10 protein-coding genes are annotated in these 17,994 nt (G+C 69.9%); 5 read left to right on the forward strand and 5 right to left on the reverse strand.

Annotated features, from left to right (window positions below):
* Positions 1–770: 770 nt before the first annotated feature.
* The 3 genes from G510_RS0105075 to hrpA all read right to left on the reverse strand — a co-directional run bounded on the left by G510_RS0105075 (position 771) and on the right by hrpA (position 9,006).
* Positions 771–2,978, reverse strand: coding sequence for an NADP-dependent isocitrate dehydrogenase (locus G510_RS0105075; RefSeq protein ID WP_029152752.1), 2,208 nt, complete (start codon positions 2,976–2,978; stop codon positions 771–773).
* Positions 2,979–3,061: 83 nt separating this feature from the next.
* Positions 3,062–5,089 carry an acyltransferase family protein gene (locus tag G510_RS15405; RefSeq protein ID WP_051216381.1) on the reverse strand — a complete coding sequence of 676 codons (2,028 nt, stop codon included), beginning with the start codon at positions 5,087–5,089 and terminating at the stop codon, positions 3,062–3,064.
* Positions 5,086–9,006, reverse strand: coding sequence for an ATP-dependent RNA helicase HrpA (gene hrpA, locus G510_RS0105085; protein WP_029152753.1), 3,921 nt, complete (start codon positions 9,004–9,006; stop codon positions 5,086–5,088). Before hrpA ends, G510_RS15405 begins: the two co-directional genes overlap by 4 nt.
* A gap of 59 nt (positions 9,007–9,065) precedes the next feature.
* On the opposite strand from hrpA, the gene G510_RS0105090 reads away from it, so the two are divergent.
* The gene (locus G510_RS0105090; RefSeq protein ID WP_029152754.1) at positions 9,066–9,902 is read left to right on the forward strand and encodes an aldo/keto reductase; all 837 of its coding nucleotides are present in this window, start codon (positions 9,066–9,068) and stop codon (positions 9,900–9,902) included.
* A gap of 46 nt (positions 9,903–9,948) precedes the next feature.
* Here G510_RS0105090 and G510_RS15410 read toward each other — a convergent pair whose 3' ends face one another.
* A complete protein-coding gene (locus G510_RS15410; protein WP_051216383.1) occupies positions 9,949–11,406 on the reverse strand; it encodes a dolichyl-phosphate-mannose--protein mannosyltransferase in 1,458 nt (485 codons plus the stop codon).
* 23 nt (positions 11,407–11,429) lie between these two features.
* On the opposite strand from G510_RS15410, the gene rsmI reads away from it, so the two are divergent.
* Positions 11,430–12,245, forward strand: a complete 816-nt coding sequence (gene rsmI / locus G510_RS0105100) for a 16S rRNA (cytidine(1402)-2'-O)-methyltransferase (protein ID WP_029152755.1) — start codon at positions 11,430–11,432, stop codon at positions 12,243–12,245.
* A 26-nt stretch (positions 12,246–12,271) separates the two neighbouring features.
* Here the strand turns inward: rsmI and G510_RS0105105 are convergent, their stop codons facing one another.
* Positions 12,272–12,976, reverse strand: coding sequence for a FadR/GntR family transcriptional regulator (locus G510_RS0105105; protein WP_036322035.1), 705 nt, complete (start codon positions 12,974–12,976; stop codon positions 12,272–12,274).
* A gap of 129 nt (positions 12,977–13,105) precedes the next feature.
* On the opposite strand from G510_RS0105105, the gene G510_RS0105110 reads away from it, so the two are divergent.
* From G510_RS0105110 to G510_RS0105120, 3 genes are all read left to right on the forward strand, one after another.
* On the forward strand, positions 13,106–14,488 hold the full coding sequence (locus tag G510_RS0105110) for a GntP family permease (protein WP_029152757.1): 1,383 nt from the start codon (positions 13,106–13,108) through the stop codon (positions 14,486–14,488).
* A gap of 22 nt (positions 14,489–14,510) precedes the next feature.
* The gene (locus G510_RS0105115) at positions 14,511–16,031 is read left to right on the forward strand and encodes a gluconokinase (RefSeq protein ID WP_029152758.1); all 1,521 of its coding nucleotides are present in this window, start codon (positions 14,511–14,513) and stop codon (positions 16,029–16,031) included.
* A gap of 65 nt (positions 16,032–16,096) precedes the next feature.
* The gene (locus tag G510_RS0105120) at positions 16,097–17,992 is read left to right on the forward strand and encodes a penicillin-binding transpeptidase domain-containing protein (protein ID WP_036322037.1); all 1,896 of its coding nucleotides are present in this window, start codon (positions 16,097–16,099) and stop codon (positions 17,990–17,992) included.
* Positions 17,993–17,994 lie beyond the last annotated feature (2 nt).

Raw genomic sequence — 17,994 nt, forward strand, 5'->3', positions numbered from 1 at the left:
GGTAGAGAACGGTCCGCCACCGTGCCTGATCCGGGCTGCCTTCGGCAACTTGGGAACCGAGATAAGGAAGCAGTCGCACTCGTCGAGCTGGTACCCACCCCACGACGCGACGCGGAGCTGCTCGCGAGCCAGTTCACGGTACGGGTGATCCCCGCTGCACAGAAGATCCAGCACCGTCTTCTCCTTCGCGGAGAAAGCACTCCCAACTGCGCGACCACGACTCATGTTCATCCCTCGAGGATACGGGGGCGGCATCGCTGGGTCTCGCTACCGCAGACATGGCACCTACGGCACGAAGACCTGACAGAGTAGGCGGGTGGTGCGTTTACCGGTTGAGACCGCCGATCCTTTTGGTGCTGGGAAGGTACGTATGCGTCATTGGAGTCGGGTGCGCGGCTCCCGTGACGCAAACGGATCCTCGTTGCGCTGGGAAGGTACGCACGCGTCACCGGAAGCCGCGCGGGCCGTCGTGACGCGACGGGATCCGCGTCGTCAGCGGCGAGGCGTGCGGCTCCGGTGTCGCAAACGGATCCTTTTGGCGCTGGGAAGGTACGTATCCGTCACCTGAGTCGGGTGCGTGGCGCTCCCGTTTCGCAAACGGATCCTCGTTGCGCCGGGAAGGTACGTGTGCGTCACCGGAAGCGGTACGCGCGGCGCTCCCGTGACGCAAACGGATCCTCGTCGCCCACGGAACCTACCTACCCGTCACCGGAAGCGGACACGCCGGAGGGCCGGTCCCTGCGCACAGGGCCGGCCCTCCGGGATCCAGGTCAGAACTGGTCGATTGCCGCGTTCAGGGTGGCGGACGGGCGCATCACGGCACGGGTCTTGGCCTCGTCGGAGCGGTAGTAGCCTCCGATGTCCGCGGGCTTGCCCTGTACCGCGAGAAGCTCGTCGACGATGACCTGCTCGTTGTTCGCGAGCGTCTCGGCGAGGGGACCGAAGGCCGCCGCGAGCTCGGCGTCGTCGGACGCGGCCAGCTCCTGGGCCCAGTACAGGCCGAGGTAGAAGTGCGAACCGCGGTTGTCGATCGTTCCGAGCTTGCGGCCCGGCGAGCGGTCGTTCTCGAGGAACGTCGCCGTCGCCTTGTCGAGCGTCACCGCGAGCGTCTGCGCGTTCTGGTTGTCGGTCGTCTGGGCGAGGTGCTCGAACGAGGCGGCCAGCGCGAAGAACTCGCCGAGCGAGTCCCAGCGCAGGTAGTCCTCGTCCACCAGCTGCTGGACGTGCTTCGGCGCGGATCCGCCGGCGCCCGTCTCGAACAGCCCGCCGCCCGCCATGAGCGGCACGATCGAGAGCATCTTCGCCGACGTGCCGACCTCGAGGATCGGGAACAGGTCGGTGTTGTAGTCGCGCAGCACGTTGCCCGTGACCGAGATCGTGTCGAGGCCCTGGCGGATGCGCTCGAACGAGACGCGGGTCGCCTCGGCCGGCGCGAGGATGCGCAGGTCGAGCCCATCGGTGTCGTGGTCGGCGAGGTACTCGTTCACCTTGGCGATGAGGTTCGCGTCGTGCGCACGGCTCTCGTCGAGCCAGAACACGGCCGGCGTACCCGAGAGGCGGGCTCGCGAGACGGCGAGCTTCACCCAATCGCGGATCGGCGCATCCTTCGTCTGGCATGCGCGCCAGATGTCGCCCCGCTCGACCGCGTGCTCGATCACCGTCTCGCCGGCGGCGGTGACGATGCGCACCGTGCCGTCGGCCGGGATCTCGAACGTCTTGTCGTGCGAGCCGTACTCCTCGGCCTTCTGCGCCATGAGGCCCACGTTCGGAACGGTGCCCATGGTGGCCGGGTCGAGCTTGCCGTTGGCCTTGCAGTCCTCGACGGCGGCGTCGTAGACGACGGCGTACGACGAGTCGGGGATGACGGCGAGCGTGTCCTGCTCGTCGCCCGCGGCGTTCCACATCTTGCCGCCGCCGCGGATCATCGCCGGCATCGAGGCGTCGATGATGACGTCGCTCGGCACGTGCAGGTTCGTGATGCCCTTGTCGGAGTTCACCATCGCGACCGCGGGGCCCTGCTCGAGCGCGAGATCGAACGCGGCACGGATCTCGGATCCGTTGTCGAGGGCACCGAGGCCCGCGTAGATCGCGCCCAGTCCGTCGTTCGCCGACAGGCCCGCCGCGGCGAGGTCGGATCCGTACTGCGCGAACACATCGGCGAAGAACGCTTTGACGACGTGCCCGAAGATGATGGGGTCGCTGACCTTCATCATCGTGGCCTTGAGGTGCGCCGAGAAGAGCACGTCCTCGGCCTTCGCCGCGGCGAGCTGCTCGGCGAGGAACTGATCGAGCGCCTTGGCGCTCATGAAGGTGCCGTCGATGACCTCGCCCGCGAGGACCGGCAACGACGGCTTCAGCACCGTGACGGATCCGTCCGACTCGACGAGCTCGATGCGCAGCGTGTCATCGGCGGGGGAGACCCACGACTTCTCGTTCGAGAAGAAGTCGTTGCCCGTCATGGTCGCGACGCGGGTCTTCGAGGAGGCACTCCAGTCGCCCATGCGGTGCGGGTGCGCCTTCGCGTACGCCTTCACCGCGCCGGGCGCGCGGCGGTCGCTGTTGCCCTGGCGCAGAACCGGGTTCACGGCGGATCCCTTGACCTTGTCGTACCGGCCCGCGATGTCCTTCTCGTCGTCGGTCTCGGGCGACTCGGGCAGGTTCGGCACGTCGTAGCCCGCGGCCTGGAGCTCTGCGATCGCGGCCTTCAGCTGCGGGGTCGATGCTGAGATGTTCGGCAGCTTGATGATGTTCGCCGACGGGTCGTTCGCGAGCTCGCCGAGCTCTGCGAGCGCGTCGCCGATGCGCTGCTCGTCGGTCAGGCGCTCCGGGAATTGCGCGAGGATGCGGCCCGCCAGCGAGATGTCGCGCGTCTCGAACTCGACGCCGGCCTTCGCCGCGTACGCCTCGATGATCGGGAGGAACGAGTACGTCGCGAGCAGCGGGGCCTCGTCAGTGTGGGTATAGATGATCTTGGACATACGTCGAGCCGCTCCAGGGTCAGTCGAAATGGGAGGATTCTCTCGACATCAAGATACCGGAGAGCGCGCGGTATGGCACAACGCTAGAGCGCGTCGATCAGGGCGCGCGCGAGCGGGGCGCTCATCGAGGTCGCCCACGTGGCCGTGACGTGACCCGCCGCATCGCGGTAGACGCGCACGCCGCCGATGATCCCGGGACAGAAGTCGTCGTCGCAGTACAACTGCGTGAGATCGACGACCGGCAGGTCGAGGGATCGCGCCGCCGCGGCGAGCGTGTGCGTGTCGGCGAGCGCCACATCGGCAGCAGTGCCGCATTCGCTGTCGGCGCTCGCGCCGAGCCTCGTCGTGCAGGCGATCGACTCTTCCGTCGGCAGCGGGTTGTCCTCGACGACGATGAGCTGGCTGCCGGCGTCGCGGATCTGGGCCATGATCGCCTCCTGCGAGGCCTGATCCTTGCCGAACTTGCGCGTCGACGTCGCCAGCACGACGTCGTAGTCGCCGGAGGTGAGCGCCTCGTTGATGGCCGGGCGGGCGACGTCGCAGTCGGTCACGACGTCGGTCACGAGCGTCAGCGCGCAACCGCGCCCGACGAACGTATCGAGCGACCAGCCGAGCCCCTCGAGCTGCGGCCAGAGCGCCGGGAGCATGCCCGCGGCGTGGCTGTCGCCGACGATCGCGACGCGGGTCGCATCGTCGGACTCGACGCCGAACGTGCAGGAGTTCAGCTCGGTGTCGCTCGCGTTGTAGCACTGGTACGCGCCGCCGGTGTCGTCGAGCAGATCCTCGGACGACGGTACGATCGGCGTGAGATCGGCCTCCGCGCACTCGTCGGGGTGGAGCGACGTGCCGGCGCCCCAGCAGTCGGTCGCGGGGTCGATCTGATCCTCGGTCGCGCCGGGGGTCGGCGCCGCGACCTCGGCGACCGGCCCCGTCGCCTGCTCGTCGCCGCGCACCACCGAGACGGCGGCGATGCCGGCGGTGCCGACCAGCACGACGACGGCGAGCGCGCTCGTGACGGGGATCCATGCGCGCGTGAGCCCGCGGATCCGCCCCTCGCGGCGCGCGAACCACGTCGCGCGCCTGGCCGGGTTCTCGATGAGGTGGTACGACAGGATCGACGCCGCGAACATCGCCACGAGAGCTGCGGCGTAGTACACGAGCGACCCCGCGGGGAGGATCGTCACGCCGAGGATCGCGATGGGGAAGTGCCAGAGGTACAGGCTGTAGGAGATGTCGCCGATGTAGGTCGCGACGCGGTTCGACAGGATCCACGGATCGGTCCCCGCGGCGATCACGAGCGCCGTGCTGATCACCGGCAGCAGGCCGAGCGGCGCCGGCCACAACGGCGAGGACTCGGTGACGACGACGAGCGAGGCGGCGATGCCCGCGATGCCGACCCACGCGATCGCGCGCCGCCACCAGAGGCCGAGCGGAAGCGCGGGGAGGAAGGCGAGGACCGCTCCGATCCCGAGCTCCCACGCGCGCGAGAACGTGGAGAAGTATGCGAACGCGTGGTTCGCCTGCGTCTCGTACAGTGCCCACCCGAACGACGCCGCGGTGAGGAGCACGATCAGGGTACGGGTGAGGCGCCGCGCGCGCAGCGCCGACCAGCCGCGCGAGGCGGCGAACACGATGATCGCGAGCATGACCCATGGCCAGACGAGATAGAACTGCTCCTCGACCCCGAGCGACCAGAAGTGCTGCAGCGGCGACGGCGGCGTGCCCTGGGCGAAGTAGTCCACGCCCTCCGCGGCGAAGCGCCAGTTGCCGAGGAAGAACGCGCTGTAGAGCGCATCGATCCCGACCCCGATGCCGCCCTTCTTCCCGAGCAGCGCGACCGAGGCGATCGTCGTGGCGACGAGCACGACGACCGCGGCGGGCAGGATCCGCTTCGCGCGCCGCTCGTAGAACCTCCGGAACGAGATCGTCCCCGTGCGCCCCGACTCGCGCAGCAGGAGCCCCGTGATGAGGAAACCGCTGATGACGAAGAAGACGTCGACGCCGACGAAGCCGCCGGCAGGGACCTGGAACACATGGGCCGCGATGACGGCGAGCACCGCGACGGCGCGCAGCCCCTGGATGTCGCGCCGCTGGCGCGTGGAACCGCTCACGCGAGCGCCTTCGCGATCCGCTGCACCGACACCGTCTCGGCCGTGCCGAGCTGCTGGGCGTAGAGCCCCACGCGCAGCTCCTCGAGCAGCCATCGCGCGCGCACGAGGCGCTCATCCGCGTGCTCGGGCAGGGGGATCCGGCCGCCCGCGTCGGCGAACAGCGCCGCGGCCCGCTCGAACTCGGTCATGCGCGCCCGATCGCGGCCGGCGTGGTCGGCGAGCTGTTCGAGCCGCGCCGCGGCGGCCTGCAGGTAGCGCGGCAGATGCGCGAGGCGGTCGAGGCCCGTCAGCCGCACGAATCCGGGGTGGACGAGGCCCGCGAGCTGCCCCGAAACGTCGTTCAGCGCGCCGAGCAGCGACATCGAGTTCGCCTTCTTCATCGCGCGCTCGACGTCGCGCCACGCGACGAGGATCTTCGCTGCGAGCGACACGCCGGCGAAGACATCGTCGACCGATCCGGCCGTCACCTCGCGCCTCAGCGCGTCAAAGTCGGCGCGGGTGCGCACGGCGCCGCGGCGCGCGATCGCCCCGTCGATCACAGCGGCGCGCACGTCTTCGATCACGGCCTTCGGCGAGGGATACGGCGCGGCGGACAGTGCGAGCTTCTCCTGCGAGGACAGGTGCTCCTGGATGTAAGCGACGGGGGAGGGCACGGTGAGCAGCAGCAGTCGGCGCAGCCCCGCACTCGTCTGCCGCTCGGCGTCCTCCGCGGTCGCCTCGACCCGGATCGACACACTGGTGCGGTCGTCGACGATCGCCGGGTAGCCGCGCACCACGCCGCCCGCGACGGGCGTGTCGACCTCGGCCGGGAGCTCGTCGAAGCTCCAATCGTCGAGCCCGGTCCGCTCGATGCTCGGTGCGGCGGGCACCGCGGACGCGGCGCCCTTTCGCGGCCGCGGCGCGACCAGCTGTCGGGCGACCGAATCGCGCGACTTCGCGGACAGCCGGGACTGCAGACCCGCGAGGTCCCGAGAGCTGCCGGCGGCGCGGCCGCGGTGATCAACGGCGCGGAACGACATCGTGAGGTGCGCCGGAACGCGCGACATGTCGATGTCGTCGGCCGTCACGGGCTGGTTCGCCTGTCGCTGCACGAGGCGGGCGAGGGCCTGTGCGAGGCCCGTCTCGGGGCGGCCCGCGGTGTTCTCGGGGCCCGACTCCGCGAGGTCTGAGGCGAACGTCGCCGCCCAGTCGGCGGCGGGCACCACGTGCCGCCTCATCGCCTTCGGCAGCGCGCGCAGCATGGCCGTGATGAGCTCGTCGCGCAGCCCGGGCACCTGCCAGTCGAACCCGTCCGGTCTGATGGAGGCGAGAAGCGCGAGGGGAATCACGACCGTGACGCCGTCGTCGTCGGCGCCCGGCTCGAAGCGATAGGCGAGGCTCAGTGTCTGGTCGCCCTGGACCCACGTCGCAGGGAACTCCTTCGCGTCGGTGGTCGCCTCGCCCTCGACGAGGTCGGCCTCGCGCATCGTGAGCAGATCGGGGGTCGCGCGCAGAGCCTCGCGCCACCAGGCCTCGAAACTGCGCACGTCGAACACGTCGGGCGGGATCCGCGCGTCGTAGAACGTGAAAACGGCTTCGTCGCCCGCGAGGATGTCGCGGCGGCGCTCGCGCTCCTCGAGCTTCTCGAGGCGGCTTCTCAGCTCGGCGTTCTGCCGCAGGAACCGCGCGACGGGCTTCGCGAGGTGCGACGGATCCCAATCGCCCTCCGTCAGCGCGTGCTGCACGAACATCTCCCGCGCCGCGGCGCGGTCCACGCGCGCGAACTGGATGCGCCTGGTCGGCACGATCTCGACGCCGAACAGCGTCAGTTTCTCGTGGGCGACGGCGGCGCCGGAATCCTTCGACCAGTGCGGCTCGGAGACCTGGCGCTTCACGAGATCGCCGGCGAGCTCCTCCGCCCAGGCCACGTCGATCGCCGCGACCGTGCGCGCGAACAGACGGGAGGTCTCGACGAGCTCGGCCGCCATGACGGCCTTCGGGCGCGACTTCTTCAGCCCCGAGCCCGGGAAGATCGAGAACGAGATGCCCCGCGCCCCGCGGTAGGCCGCCGGCGCGGGCCGCTTCGAGCCGCGGTCCTTCTTCGCGTCGCGCTCGTCGAGCACCCCGATCTGGCTCAGGAGCCCCGCGAGCAGCGATTTATGGATCGCGTCGCCCTGCGGGTGGCCCGATTCCGGAGCCGCCTCGACGGGCACGGACTGCTTCTTCGGCGCATTGCGACGCGCATCGCCGCGCGCGTCGCGCCGGTCGTCGCGCGTCAGCGAGCGCAGCTGTCGGTTGACGTCGAACCACTCGCGTACGCGCACGTAGTTCAGGAAGTCCGAGCGCACCTCGCGCCGGAACGCGCTCGAACCGAGCTCCTTCTGCCGCTCGCGCAGGTGGTTCCAGAGGTTCAGCAGACTCAGGAAGTCGCTCGCGGGATCCCGGAACCGGGCGTGCGCCGCATCGGCCTTCTCACGCTGTTCCTCCGGCCGCTCTCGCACGTCCGGAATCGACATGCCCGAGACGATCGCCAGCACATCGTCGGTGACGCCCCGGCGCTGCGCCTCGATGAGCATGCGGGCGAAGCGCGGGTCGATCGGAAGGCGCGTGATCTGACGCCCGATCTTCGTCAGGCGGGGCGTGCCGCGTGTGAGCGTGATCGCGCCGAGCTCGGTCAGCAGATCGAACGCCGCTTTCACCCCGCGCGAGTCGGGGGGAGTGAGGAACGGGAACGCCTGCACGTCGCCGAAGCCGAGCGACAGCATCTGCAGCACGACCGAGGCGAGCGACGTGCGCAGCACCTCGGGGTCGGTGAACTCCGGGCGCTTCTGGAAGTCGTCGTGCCCGTACAGGCGGATCGCAATGCCGGCGCTGGTGCGGCCCGCGCGGCCCGAGCGCTGCTGTGCCGACGCCTGCGAGATCGCCTCGATCGGCAGACGCTGCACCTTCGCACGGCTCGCATAGCGCGAGATGCGGGCCGTTCCCGCGTCGATCACGTACTTGATTCCGGGCACCGTCAGCGAGGTCTCGGCGACGTTGGTCGCGAGGATCACGCGCCGCTTCAGGCCCGCGAGCGTCGACTTCTCGAACACCCGGTGCTGTTCGGCCGCGCTCAGGCGCCCGTAGAGGGGAAGCACCTCCGTCGGGCGAGCGGATCCGCCGAACGCGCCGCGCACGGCGTCCGCCGCGTCGCGGATCTCGGCCTCGCCGGGGAGGAACACGAGCACGTCGCCCGCGGGCTCGCGGTCGAGCTCCTTCAGCGCCTCGACGATCGCTGCGACCTCGTCGTCGGCGTCGTAGGCGCGCTCGTCGATGTCGGGGTCGGCGTTCTCTCCAGGATCAGCGAACGGCCGGTACCGGATCTCGACGGGGAACGTGCGGCCCGAGACCTCGATCACGGGGGCGGGTTCGCCGTTCTGATCGGCGAAGTGCCGCGCGAACGATTCGGGGTCGATCGTCGCCGAGGTGATGATCACCTTGAGGTCAGGGCGTTCGGGCAGCAGCCGCTTCAGGTACCCGAGCAGGAAATCGACGTTGAGGGAGCGCTCGTGAGCCTCGTCGATGATGATCGTGTCGTAGCGGCTCAGCAGCCGGTCGCGGTGGATCTCGTTCAGCAGGATCCCGTCCGTCATCAGCGTGACGAGCGTCGCGTTCGACACCTGATCGGTGAAGCGCACCTTGTAGCCGACCTCGGCGCCGAGGTCGACCTGCATCTCTTCGGCGACGCGCTCGGCGATCGTGCGCGCCGCGAGCCGGCGCGGCTGGGTGTGCGCGACCGACGTGCGCCCGAGCTCCAGCGCGATCTTCGGCAGCTGGGTGGTCTTGCCGGATCCCGTCGCCCCGGCGACCACGACGACCTGGTTCGCGCGGATCGCATCGGCGATCTCATCGCGAGCCCGGCTGACCGGCAGGTCGGAGGGAAAGGAGAGGACAGGCATGGCGTTTCAGTCTATGACGGGCCCGTCGCGCGAACGATCAGGGTGCCTAAGGTGGAGGCATGACTGTTCCCACTGTGAAGCTCAACTCCGGCTACGAGATCCCCCAGCTCGGCTTCGGCGTGTTCCTGGTTCCGCCCGAGGAGGCCGAGAAGGCCGTCAGCGAGGCCCTCGAGGTCGGCTACCGCCACATCGACACCGCCGCGATCTACCGGAACGAGGAGGGCGTCGGCGCGGCGCTCGAGAAGAGCGGCATCGCGCGCGATGAGCTCTTCATCACGACCAAGCTCTGGAACGACCGGCAGGCGGGCGACGAGCCGCACGCGGCGATCCGCGAGAGCCTCGACAAGCTGCGCCTCGACTACGTCGACCTCTACCTGACGCACTGGCCCGTGCCGCAACAGGACACCTACTCGAACGCGTGGCAGAAGCTCATCGAGATCCGCGACGCCGGACTGTCGCGCTCGATCGGCGTGTCGAACCACCTGCCCGAGCACCTCGACCGCATCGTCGCCGACACGGGCGTCGTACCGGCCATCGACCAGATCGAGCTGCACCCCGCCTACCAGCAGCAGAACGTGCTCGACTGGGCCGAGAAGAACGGCACGCGGATCGAGTCGTGGGGCCCGCTCGGTCAGGGCAAGTACCCGCTGTTCGAGAACCCGGCCGTCCAGGCGGCCGCCGAGGCGCACGACCGGTCGCCGGCGCAGGTCGTCATCCGCTGGCACCTGCAGCGCGGCATCATCGTGTTCCCGAAGTCGGTGAACCGTTCGCGCATCGAGCAGAACTTCGACGTGTTCGACTTCGAGCTGACCGCCGCCGAGGTCGACGCGATCACCGCGATCGACCCGCAGGACGGCTCGGGGCGCGTGGGAGGGCACCCGCTCGAGTCCAGGTGACCCGAAACGCGTGAGCGCCGTCCCTCGGGGCGGCGCTCACGCGTTTCTACAGGTACCAGCTGGGCAGCCAGAGGTGGGCCTTGTAGAGCCACTCGGGCTCGACCCAGCCCGTGCCGAACGGCAGGAAGAATATTCCGACGAGGAAGATCGCGGTCAGAGCGACCGTCGTGGCCGTGCCGGCCACGACACGGCGATCGGGATCCGGGTGGTCGCGGAGGCGCGAGGCGGTGACGACGACCGCGAGAATCACGAACGGCAGTACCGTGATCGCGTAGAACGTGAACATCGTGCGGCTCGGCAGCAGCAGCCACGGAATGTAGGTCGCGCAGATGCCGGCGAGCAGGAACCCATCGGTGCCGGAGATCGGGCGTTTGTTCGCGAGCGCGATGAAGATCCGCACCGCCAGCCACACGACGCACGCGATGCCCGCCCACCACAGCACCGGGTTCGGCAGGGCCGCCATGAGCCCGACCGCGCCGTCGTCGCCGTTCGTGCGCTCCATCAGCGTCGGGTTGAGCATCAGGATCCACTCGGCCGCGGGGCTCGCGTACGTGTGCCCCGCCGTAACGCTGCCGTGGAAGTCCAGCACCGTGCGGTGGTAGTTCCACAGCGCGACGAACGGATTCGTCGACGACTGCCGGTCGTAGCCGCCGTCGGTCGCGAACCAGCCCGTCCAGCCGACCAGGTACACGACCAGGGCCGGCGGCACGAGCAGCACGAACGATGCGGGTCCCTGGCGCCCGATCGCCGACTCGACCCACCGGTCCACCCCGGCGCGGCGGCGATCGATCGCGTCCATCACGACGATCGCGATGCCGAGCACCGCGAGCGCGTACAGCCCCGACCACTTCACGGCGGAGGCGAGACCGAGCACGCCGCCCGCCGCGATGATCCACGGGCGCCGCCACACGATCGGGCCCGCGATCCGGTCGGTGCCCGCGCGGATCCGCCGGACGGTGCCCGGGCGGTCGAGCAGCACGAACCAGAAGGCGAGCAGGATGAACAGCGCGAGCGAGGTGTCCAGCAGCGCGATGCGGCTCATCGCGACCGCGAGCGGGTCGATCGCGAGGAGCGCGGCGGCGACACCGGCGAGCCAGACGGATCCGGTCAGCCGCTTTGCGACGACGTGCAGCAGCGGCACGAGCAGCGTGCCCATGATCGCCGTGGCGATGCGCCAGCCGAACGGCCCTGTGCCGAACAGCGCCATACCGGCGCCGATGAGCCACTTGCCGACCGGCGGGTGCGCGACGAACGATCCCTCGGCGGAATAGCCGTCGACGTCGCCCGCCTCGAACGCGGCGTTCGGGTCGTCGCCCCACGTGCCCTCGTAGCCGAGGTTCCAGAGGCTCCATGCGTCCTTGACGTAGTAGGTCTCGTCGAAGATCAGGGTCGCGGGGCCGCCGACTCCCGCGATCCGGAGAATCGCGGCGACGAGCGTGATGCCGACAGCGAGGGCCCAAGCCAGGATGCGCGTGCCACGCGGGGTCATCGAGCGTTCGGTCACGTCGCCACTCTATTCTGAGTCGCATGATCATCCTGGCGGCAACCCCGATCGGCAATCTCGGCGACGCATCCCGGAGGCTCATCGAGGTGCTCGAAGCGGCGACCGTGGTCGCCGCTGAAGACACCCGCACGACACAGCGGCTGCTGCAGGCGCTGAATATCTCCAACCGGCCGCGCCTGATCCCGCTGCACGACCACAACGAGAAGCGCGTATCGGCGGATCTCGTCGCTCTAGCGCGCGACGAGGACCTCGTTGTGCTCTCCGATGCGGGCATGCCGACCGTGAGCGATCCGGGCTACGGCCTCGTCGCGGCGGCCGTGGAGGCCGGTGTCGAGGTCACCGCGATCCCCGGCCCGAGCGCGGTGCTGACCGCGCTGGCGATATCGGGCCTGCCGACCGATCGGTTCGCGTTCGAGGGGTTCGCGGCGCGCAAACAAGGGGAGCGGCGCCGGGCGTTCGACGCCGTCGCCGAGGATCCGCGCACGCTCGTGTTCTTCGAGGCGCCGACGCGCACGGAGCAGACGCTGCGCGATATGGCGCAGGTATTCGGCAACGACCGCCGCGGCGCCGTCTGCCGCGAGCTCACGAAGTTGTACGAGCAGGTCGTCAGAGGAACCCTTTCGGAGCTCGCGGACTGGGCCGCGGGCGGCGTGCGCGGCGAGGTCGTGCTCGTGGTGGCCGGCGCGCCGGACGTCGCGTGGACCCTCGAGAAGGCGCTCGCCGGGGTGCAGGCACGAGTGTCGGCCGGATCCCGTCTCAAGGACGCGACCCGCGAGGTCGCCGCCTCGTCCGGCATCTCCGCGCGCGACCTGTACGACGCGGCGGTCGCGGCGAAATAGGGGCGGTCGCTGCGAAGTTCGGCGGATCAGCCGAGCGATCCGTCCGCGCGGATCTCCGACCGCACGGAGCGCATGTGCTCGCGCGAGTGGTGTTCGGCCTCGTCGGCGTCGCCCCGAGCGATCGCGTCGGCGACCGCGCTGTGCTCCGCGACGGTGCCCGCAGCCGGCGTCGCGGGCGTCATCCCGAGGCGGGAGCGCCCCGTGAGGACCTCGCGGACGGGGTCGCACAGCGCCCGGAGCTGCGGGTTGCGGGACGCGCACAGCAGCAGCGAGTGGAACTCGACGTCGGCCTGCAGGAAATCGTCGGATGCGCCGAGGCCCCTATCACTGAGCTCGCGCAGGCGGTCGGCGAGGCGCCTCAGCTCGGCGCGCTGCGCGGGGGTCGCCCGGCCAGCCGCGAGCATCGCGGCCGTCGGTTCGACCGCGACCCGCAGCTCCATGAGCGCTTCCAGCTGCTGCTGGCGGAAGGGGCCCTGGAGATTCCACTCGATCACCTGCGGCGAGTTGGCCTCCCAGTCCTCGCGCGACTGCACCGTGATTCCGACGCGCCTTCGGCTGCGGACCATGCCGATGCTCTCGAGCACGCGCACGGCCTCGCGAACGACGGTGCGGGAGGCGTCGTGGTCGCGCTCGAGCTGCGCGAGCGTCAGAACAGATCCGGGTGGGACTTCGCCCGCAGCGATGCGCGCACCGAGCGTCGAGGTGATGTCCCCGTGCATGTCGCTCGCCATCGTGCACTCCTTCCGCCGGGTTCCATTCCCAGCGCAATGGTGTTACTTTATCTTGTCATAAGTAGTACTTTTAACGTGCGAGGGCATTGCCGTTCTCGTGCCGCATAACCACGTTCAATGGAGAATCCCATGACAGAAGAGTGGACTCAGACGCTCGGAGCCGGGCCGCTGCTGGCGATCGCCGCCGTGGCGGTCGTGGTCATCCTGTTCCTCGTGATCAAGGTGCGCCTGCACGCCTTCCTCACCCTCGTTCTCGTCTCGCTCCTGACGGCGCTCGCGACGGGACTGCCGCTCGGCAGCATCGTCGACACGCTGGTCGGCGACTTCGGCAAGACGCTCGGATCCGTCGCCCTGCTCATCGGGCTCGGCGCGATCCTCGGAAAGCTCATCGAATCGTCGGGCGGTGCGAAAGCCATCGCTGATCTGATGGTGCGCGTGTTCGGCGAGAAGCACGCGGCGCTTGCGCTCGGCGTGACGTCGCTGCTGCTCGGTTTCCCGATCTTCTTCGACGCAGGGCTCGTCGTCATGCTGCCGATCATCTTCGCGGTCGCGCGACGCCTCGGCGGCAACAACCTGCTGATCTTCGGGATCAGCGGTGCCGCGGCCTTCTCCGTGATGCACGTGTTCGTGCCGCCGCACCCCGGCCCGGTCGCCGCGACCGAGCTGTACGGCGCCAACCTCGGCATCGTGATGCTGCTCGGCATCGTCGTCGCGGTTCCGGCGTGGTACGTCTCGGGTCACCTCTGGGGCTCGTTCATCAACAAGCGCATCCCGCTCGCCGTGCCCGCGCTGTTCGGCACCGTTGATGAAGACCAGCCGAAGAAGGCGCCGCACACCGGCGTCGTCATCATGATCCTCCTCATTCCGATCCTGCTGATCCTTCTGAACACCGGCCTCGACGCCCTCGGATCCATCGGCGCGGTCGATAGATCCGCCGCGTGGGTGCAGGCGCTCGCACTCGTCGGCACCGCTCCCGTCGCCCTCCTCATCTCGGTCATCATCGCGCTGCTCGTGCTCGGCACAGCACGCGGCGAGAACGGCTCGGCGCTCGAAAAGCTCGTCGACGGCACGTTCGGCACGGTCGCATCGGTGATCCTCATCACGGGCGCCGGCGGAATGTTCGGTGGCGTGCTGCGTGCGTCCGGTATCGGCGACGCGCTCGCCGATACTCTCTCGGACCTCGGGCTGCCGATCATCGTGGCGGCCTACGTCATCGCTGTGCTCCTGCGCCTCGCACAGGGCTCCGCCACCGTCGCGCTCGTGACGACGGCCGGGCTTATGGCGCCGGCGGTCGCAGCGGGAGACTTCAGCGCGATCGACGTCGCGGCCATCACTCTCGCGACGGCCGCCGGTTCGGTCTTCGGCAGCCACGTGAACGACTCGGGCTTCTGGCTCGTCGGGCGCCTGATGAACATGGACGTCAAGACCACGCTGAAGGTCTGGACCGTTCAGCAGGCGATCGAATCGGTCGTCGGCTTCGCGATCGTTCTCGTCATCTACCTCGTGTTCTGACCGGCAAGGGGCACCAACGCACATGGCTCACGACGTCGTCATCGGCATCGATCTCGGCACGACCGCCACGAAGGTCGTTGCCTACCAGGCGGACGGCGCGGCCGTCGCCGAGGCCTCGAACGGATATCCGCTCGAGGAACCGTCACCCGGACGCGCGGAGCAGGATCCGCGCCTGATCCTCGACGCCATCTATCGCGGGCTCCGCGATGTGGTCGCCGAGATCGGCGCGGATCGGGTGCGGGGGCTGAGCTTCTCGAGCGCGATGCACAGCATCATGGCTCTCGACTCCGACCAAGAGCCGCTGACGCCCGTGCTCACGTGGGCCGATACGCGGGCGGAGGCCGAGGCTGAGATGCTGCGGCAGGGTGAGCGCGGGCTCGCCCTGCACCAGCGCACCGGCACCCCCGTGCATCCGATGTCGCCGCTCGTGAAGATCTCGTGGTTCCGCGCCCACGAGCCGGACTTGTTCGGGCGCGCCGCGATGTGGGTCGGCATCAAGGACTGGATCCTTGCACGTATGACGGGCGAGCTGGTGACGGATCACTCGCTCGCCTCGGCCATGGGCCTGATGGACATCCACCGTCTCGCTTGGGACGAGGAAGCCCTCGAGATCGCGGGCATCACAGCCGACCAGCTGCCGACGCTCGTGCCGACGCGGTACGTGTTGGAGGGGCTCTCTCCCGAGGCCGCCTCGGCGACCGGGATCGCGCGGGCGACGCCGGTCGTGGTCGGTGCCGGTGACGGACCCCTCGCGAACCTCGGCGTCGGCGCCGTGCACCCCGGCGTCGCCGCGTGCTCGGTGGGTACGAGCGGCGCCCTGCGCATCGCCGTCGACCGACCCGCGGTCGATTCGCGCGGCGGCGTGTTCTGCTACGCGCTCACCGAGGATCGCTGGGTGATCGGCGGCGCCATCAACAACGGCGGCGTCGTGCTCGACTGGGTCCGCAGCGAGCTCGCCTCAGGCGATGCGGGGCTGTCGACGGCGCAGCTGCTCGACGAGGCGATGACGGTTCCCGCGGGATCCGGCGGCCTCGTGATGCTGCCGTACCTGCTCGGCGAGCGCGCGCCCCGCTGGGGCGGCGTCGCCCGCGGAGCCTACGTCGGCCTCACCCGCTCCCACCGGCGCGCGCACCTCGTGCGCGCTGCCGTCGAGGGCGTCGCCCTGCAGCTGACGCTGGTCAAGGACGCGATGATCGAGGCGGGCTTCGAGATCGGCGAGATCCGGGCGACCGGCGGCGTGATGAAGCACGAGATGTGGCGCCAGACGCTCGCGAGCGCGTTCGGATCCGCGATCGGCTTCCCCGAGTCGTCCGAGGGATCCGGCTTCGGGGCGGCGCTGCTCGGCATGGAGGCGCTCGGAATGATCGAGTCGATCGACGTCGCCGCCGACATGGTGCCGATCGAGGGAACCACAGAACCGGTGCCCGCAGACGCGGCCGTGTACGCCGAGCTGCTGCCGGTCTTCGAGGAGCTCTACGACGTGCTGCTGCCGGCGAACGAGGCGCTGCAGCAGGTCGCGAGCCGATTGCCGCTCGCGCACTGATCGGTTTTGCCCGCCATCGGCGTCGCGGGGCGTCGGCGGTCGCCGACGGGGTGCATACTGTCCCGGTGCTCGCATCTCGTACGACCGCTCTCGTCACCGTCGCCGCCGTGCTGGCTGTCGGCCTCACCGCCTGTTCGCCTGCGGAGGGGCTCGATCAAGAGATCTCCGAGCTGACCTCGAAGATCGAGAACCGCTCGCTCGACGGCTTCGATGGGCCGGCCGAGGCGCTCGCCGAGTACGACGTCGAGGTGACCGCCAGCGATCCGGTGCTGGACGGAGAGACCGCCGCAGTCGATCTCGACCTCAGTTGGCACGTCGACGATGAGGTCTGGGAATACCAGGTGCCCGTCGACTTCGCGCGCGTCGAGGGCCAGTGGACGACCGACACGACGGCGTCGGACGTCGCGGGCGACCTCGATGAGGGCGAGACCATCGAGATCACGCGCGAGTATCCCGAGCGCGCGGACATCGTGGGCTCGGGCGGCGAGGAGATCGTGACCGAACGGCCGGTCTCGCGGTTCGGCCTCGACAAGAGCTGGATCACCCTCGCCGAGGTCGAAGGCTCCGCCTTCCGCATCGGGGAGGCACTGGGCATCGACGCGGACGAGTTCGCGGCGCGGGCCGTCGCGGCCGGCGAGGAGGCCTTCGTCGAGGCGATCGTGCTGCGCCCGGAGGCCAGCGACCGGGTCGACGCCGACTACTACGCGATCCCCGGCGCGCGGGCGGTCGACGACGTGATGCTGCTCGCCCCGACGCGCGTGTTCGCCCGCGACCTGCTGGGCACCGCGGGCGAGGCGACGGCCGAGCTCATCGAGGGGTCGGACGGCGACATTGCCCCGGGCGATCAGGTCGGCTTCTCGGGACTGCAGAAGGCATACGACGAGCGCCTGCGCGGAACTCCGAAGACGACCATTGAGGCCGTCGCGGGGGAGGAGCGCCGCACCCTCGTCGAGTGGGAGGCCGCAGCAGGGGATCCGCTCGAAACGACGCTCGACGTCGACCTGCAGAAGAAGGCGGATCGCGTGCTCGCGGGGACGAGCGGAACCGCGTCGATCGTCGCGATCCGGCCGTCGACGGGCGAGATCCTCGCGGCCGCGGACTCCGCCGAGCACGACGTGGCGAACGCGGCGACCGCGGGGCAGTACGCGCCCGGATCCACGTTCAAGATCGTCACCGCGCTCGCGCTGCTGCGCTCAGGGATGAGCCCCGACGACACCGTCGCCTGCAAGAAGACCCTCACGGTCGACGGCTTCGAGTTCCACAACGACCCCGGCTATCCCTCGGACATGACGGGCAAGATCACGCTGCGCGAGGCGATCGCCAATTCGTGCAACACGGCGATGATCGCCCTGCGCGACAAGATCGACGACGAGGCGCTCGCGGACGCCGCAGCCTCGCTCGGCCTCGACGCGGAGGCCGACCTCGGCGTTCCCGCGTTCCTCGGCGACGTGCCGACGCCCGAGAGCGAGACGGAGCGCGCGGCCGCGCTGATCGGTCAGGGCAAGGTGCTCGCGAGCCCCCTCGCCATGGCGACGGTCGCCGCGTCGGTCGCTGAGGGCGCGACCGTCACGCCCCACGTCGTCGTCGGCGAGGAGGGCGAGGCGGACTCCGGGGAGCCCGCGCCCGCGGAGACCGAAACGCCCTCCGCGCCCGCATCACCCTCCGCGACCGCCGCGCCGTCGGATCCCGCGCCGCTGTCGGCCGACGAGGCCGCCGCGCTGCGCGATATGATGCGCGCGGCCGTGACCGACGGATCCGCCTCGATCCTGTCGAAGATCGATCCGGCGGTCGCGGCCAAAACCGGCACGGCCGAGTACGGTGAGCCCGATTCGAAGGGCGCGTACCCGTCGCACGCGTGGCTGATCGCGACGCAGGGCGACCTCGCGGTCGCCGTGTTCGTGGCCAGAGGCAAGGGCGGCGCCGCGACGGCGGGCCCCCTCATGCGCGAGATGCTCGGCTGAGC

Origin of the sequence: Microbacterium gubbeenense DSM 15944 (assembly GCF_000422745.1) — a bacterium.
GTDB classification, from domain to species: Bacteria; Actinomycetota; Actinomycetes; order Actinomycetales; family Microbacteriaceae; genus Microbacterium; species Microbacterium gubbeenense.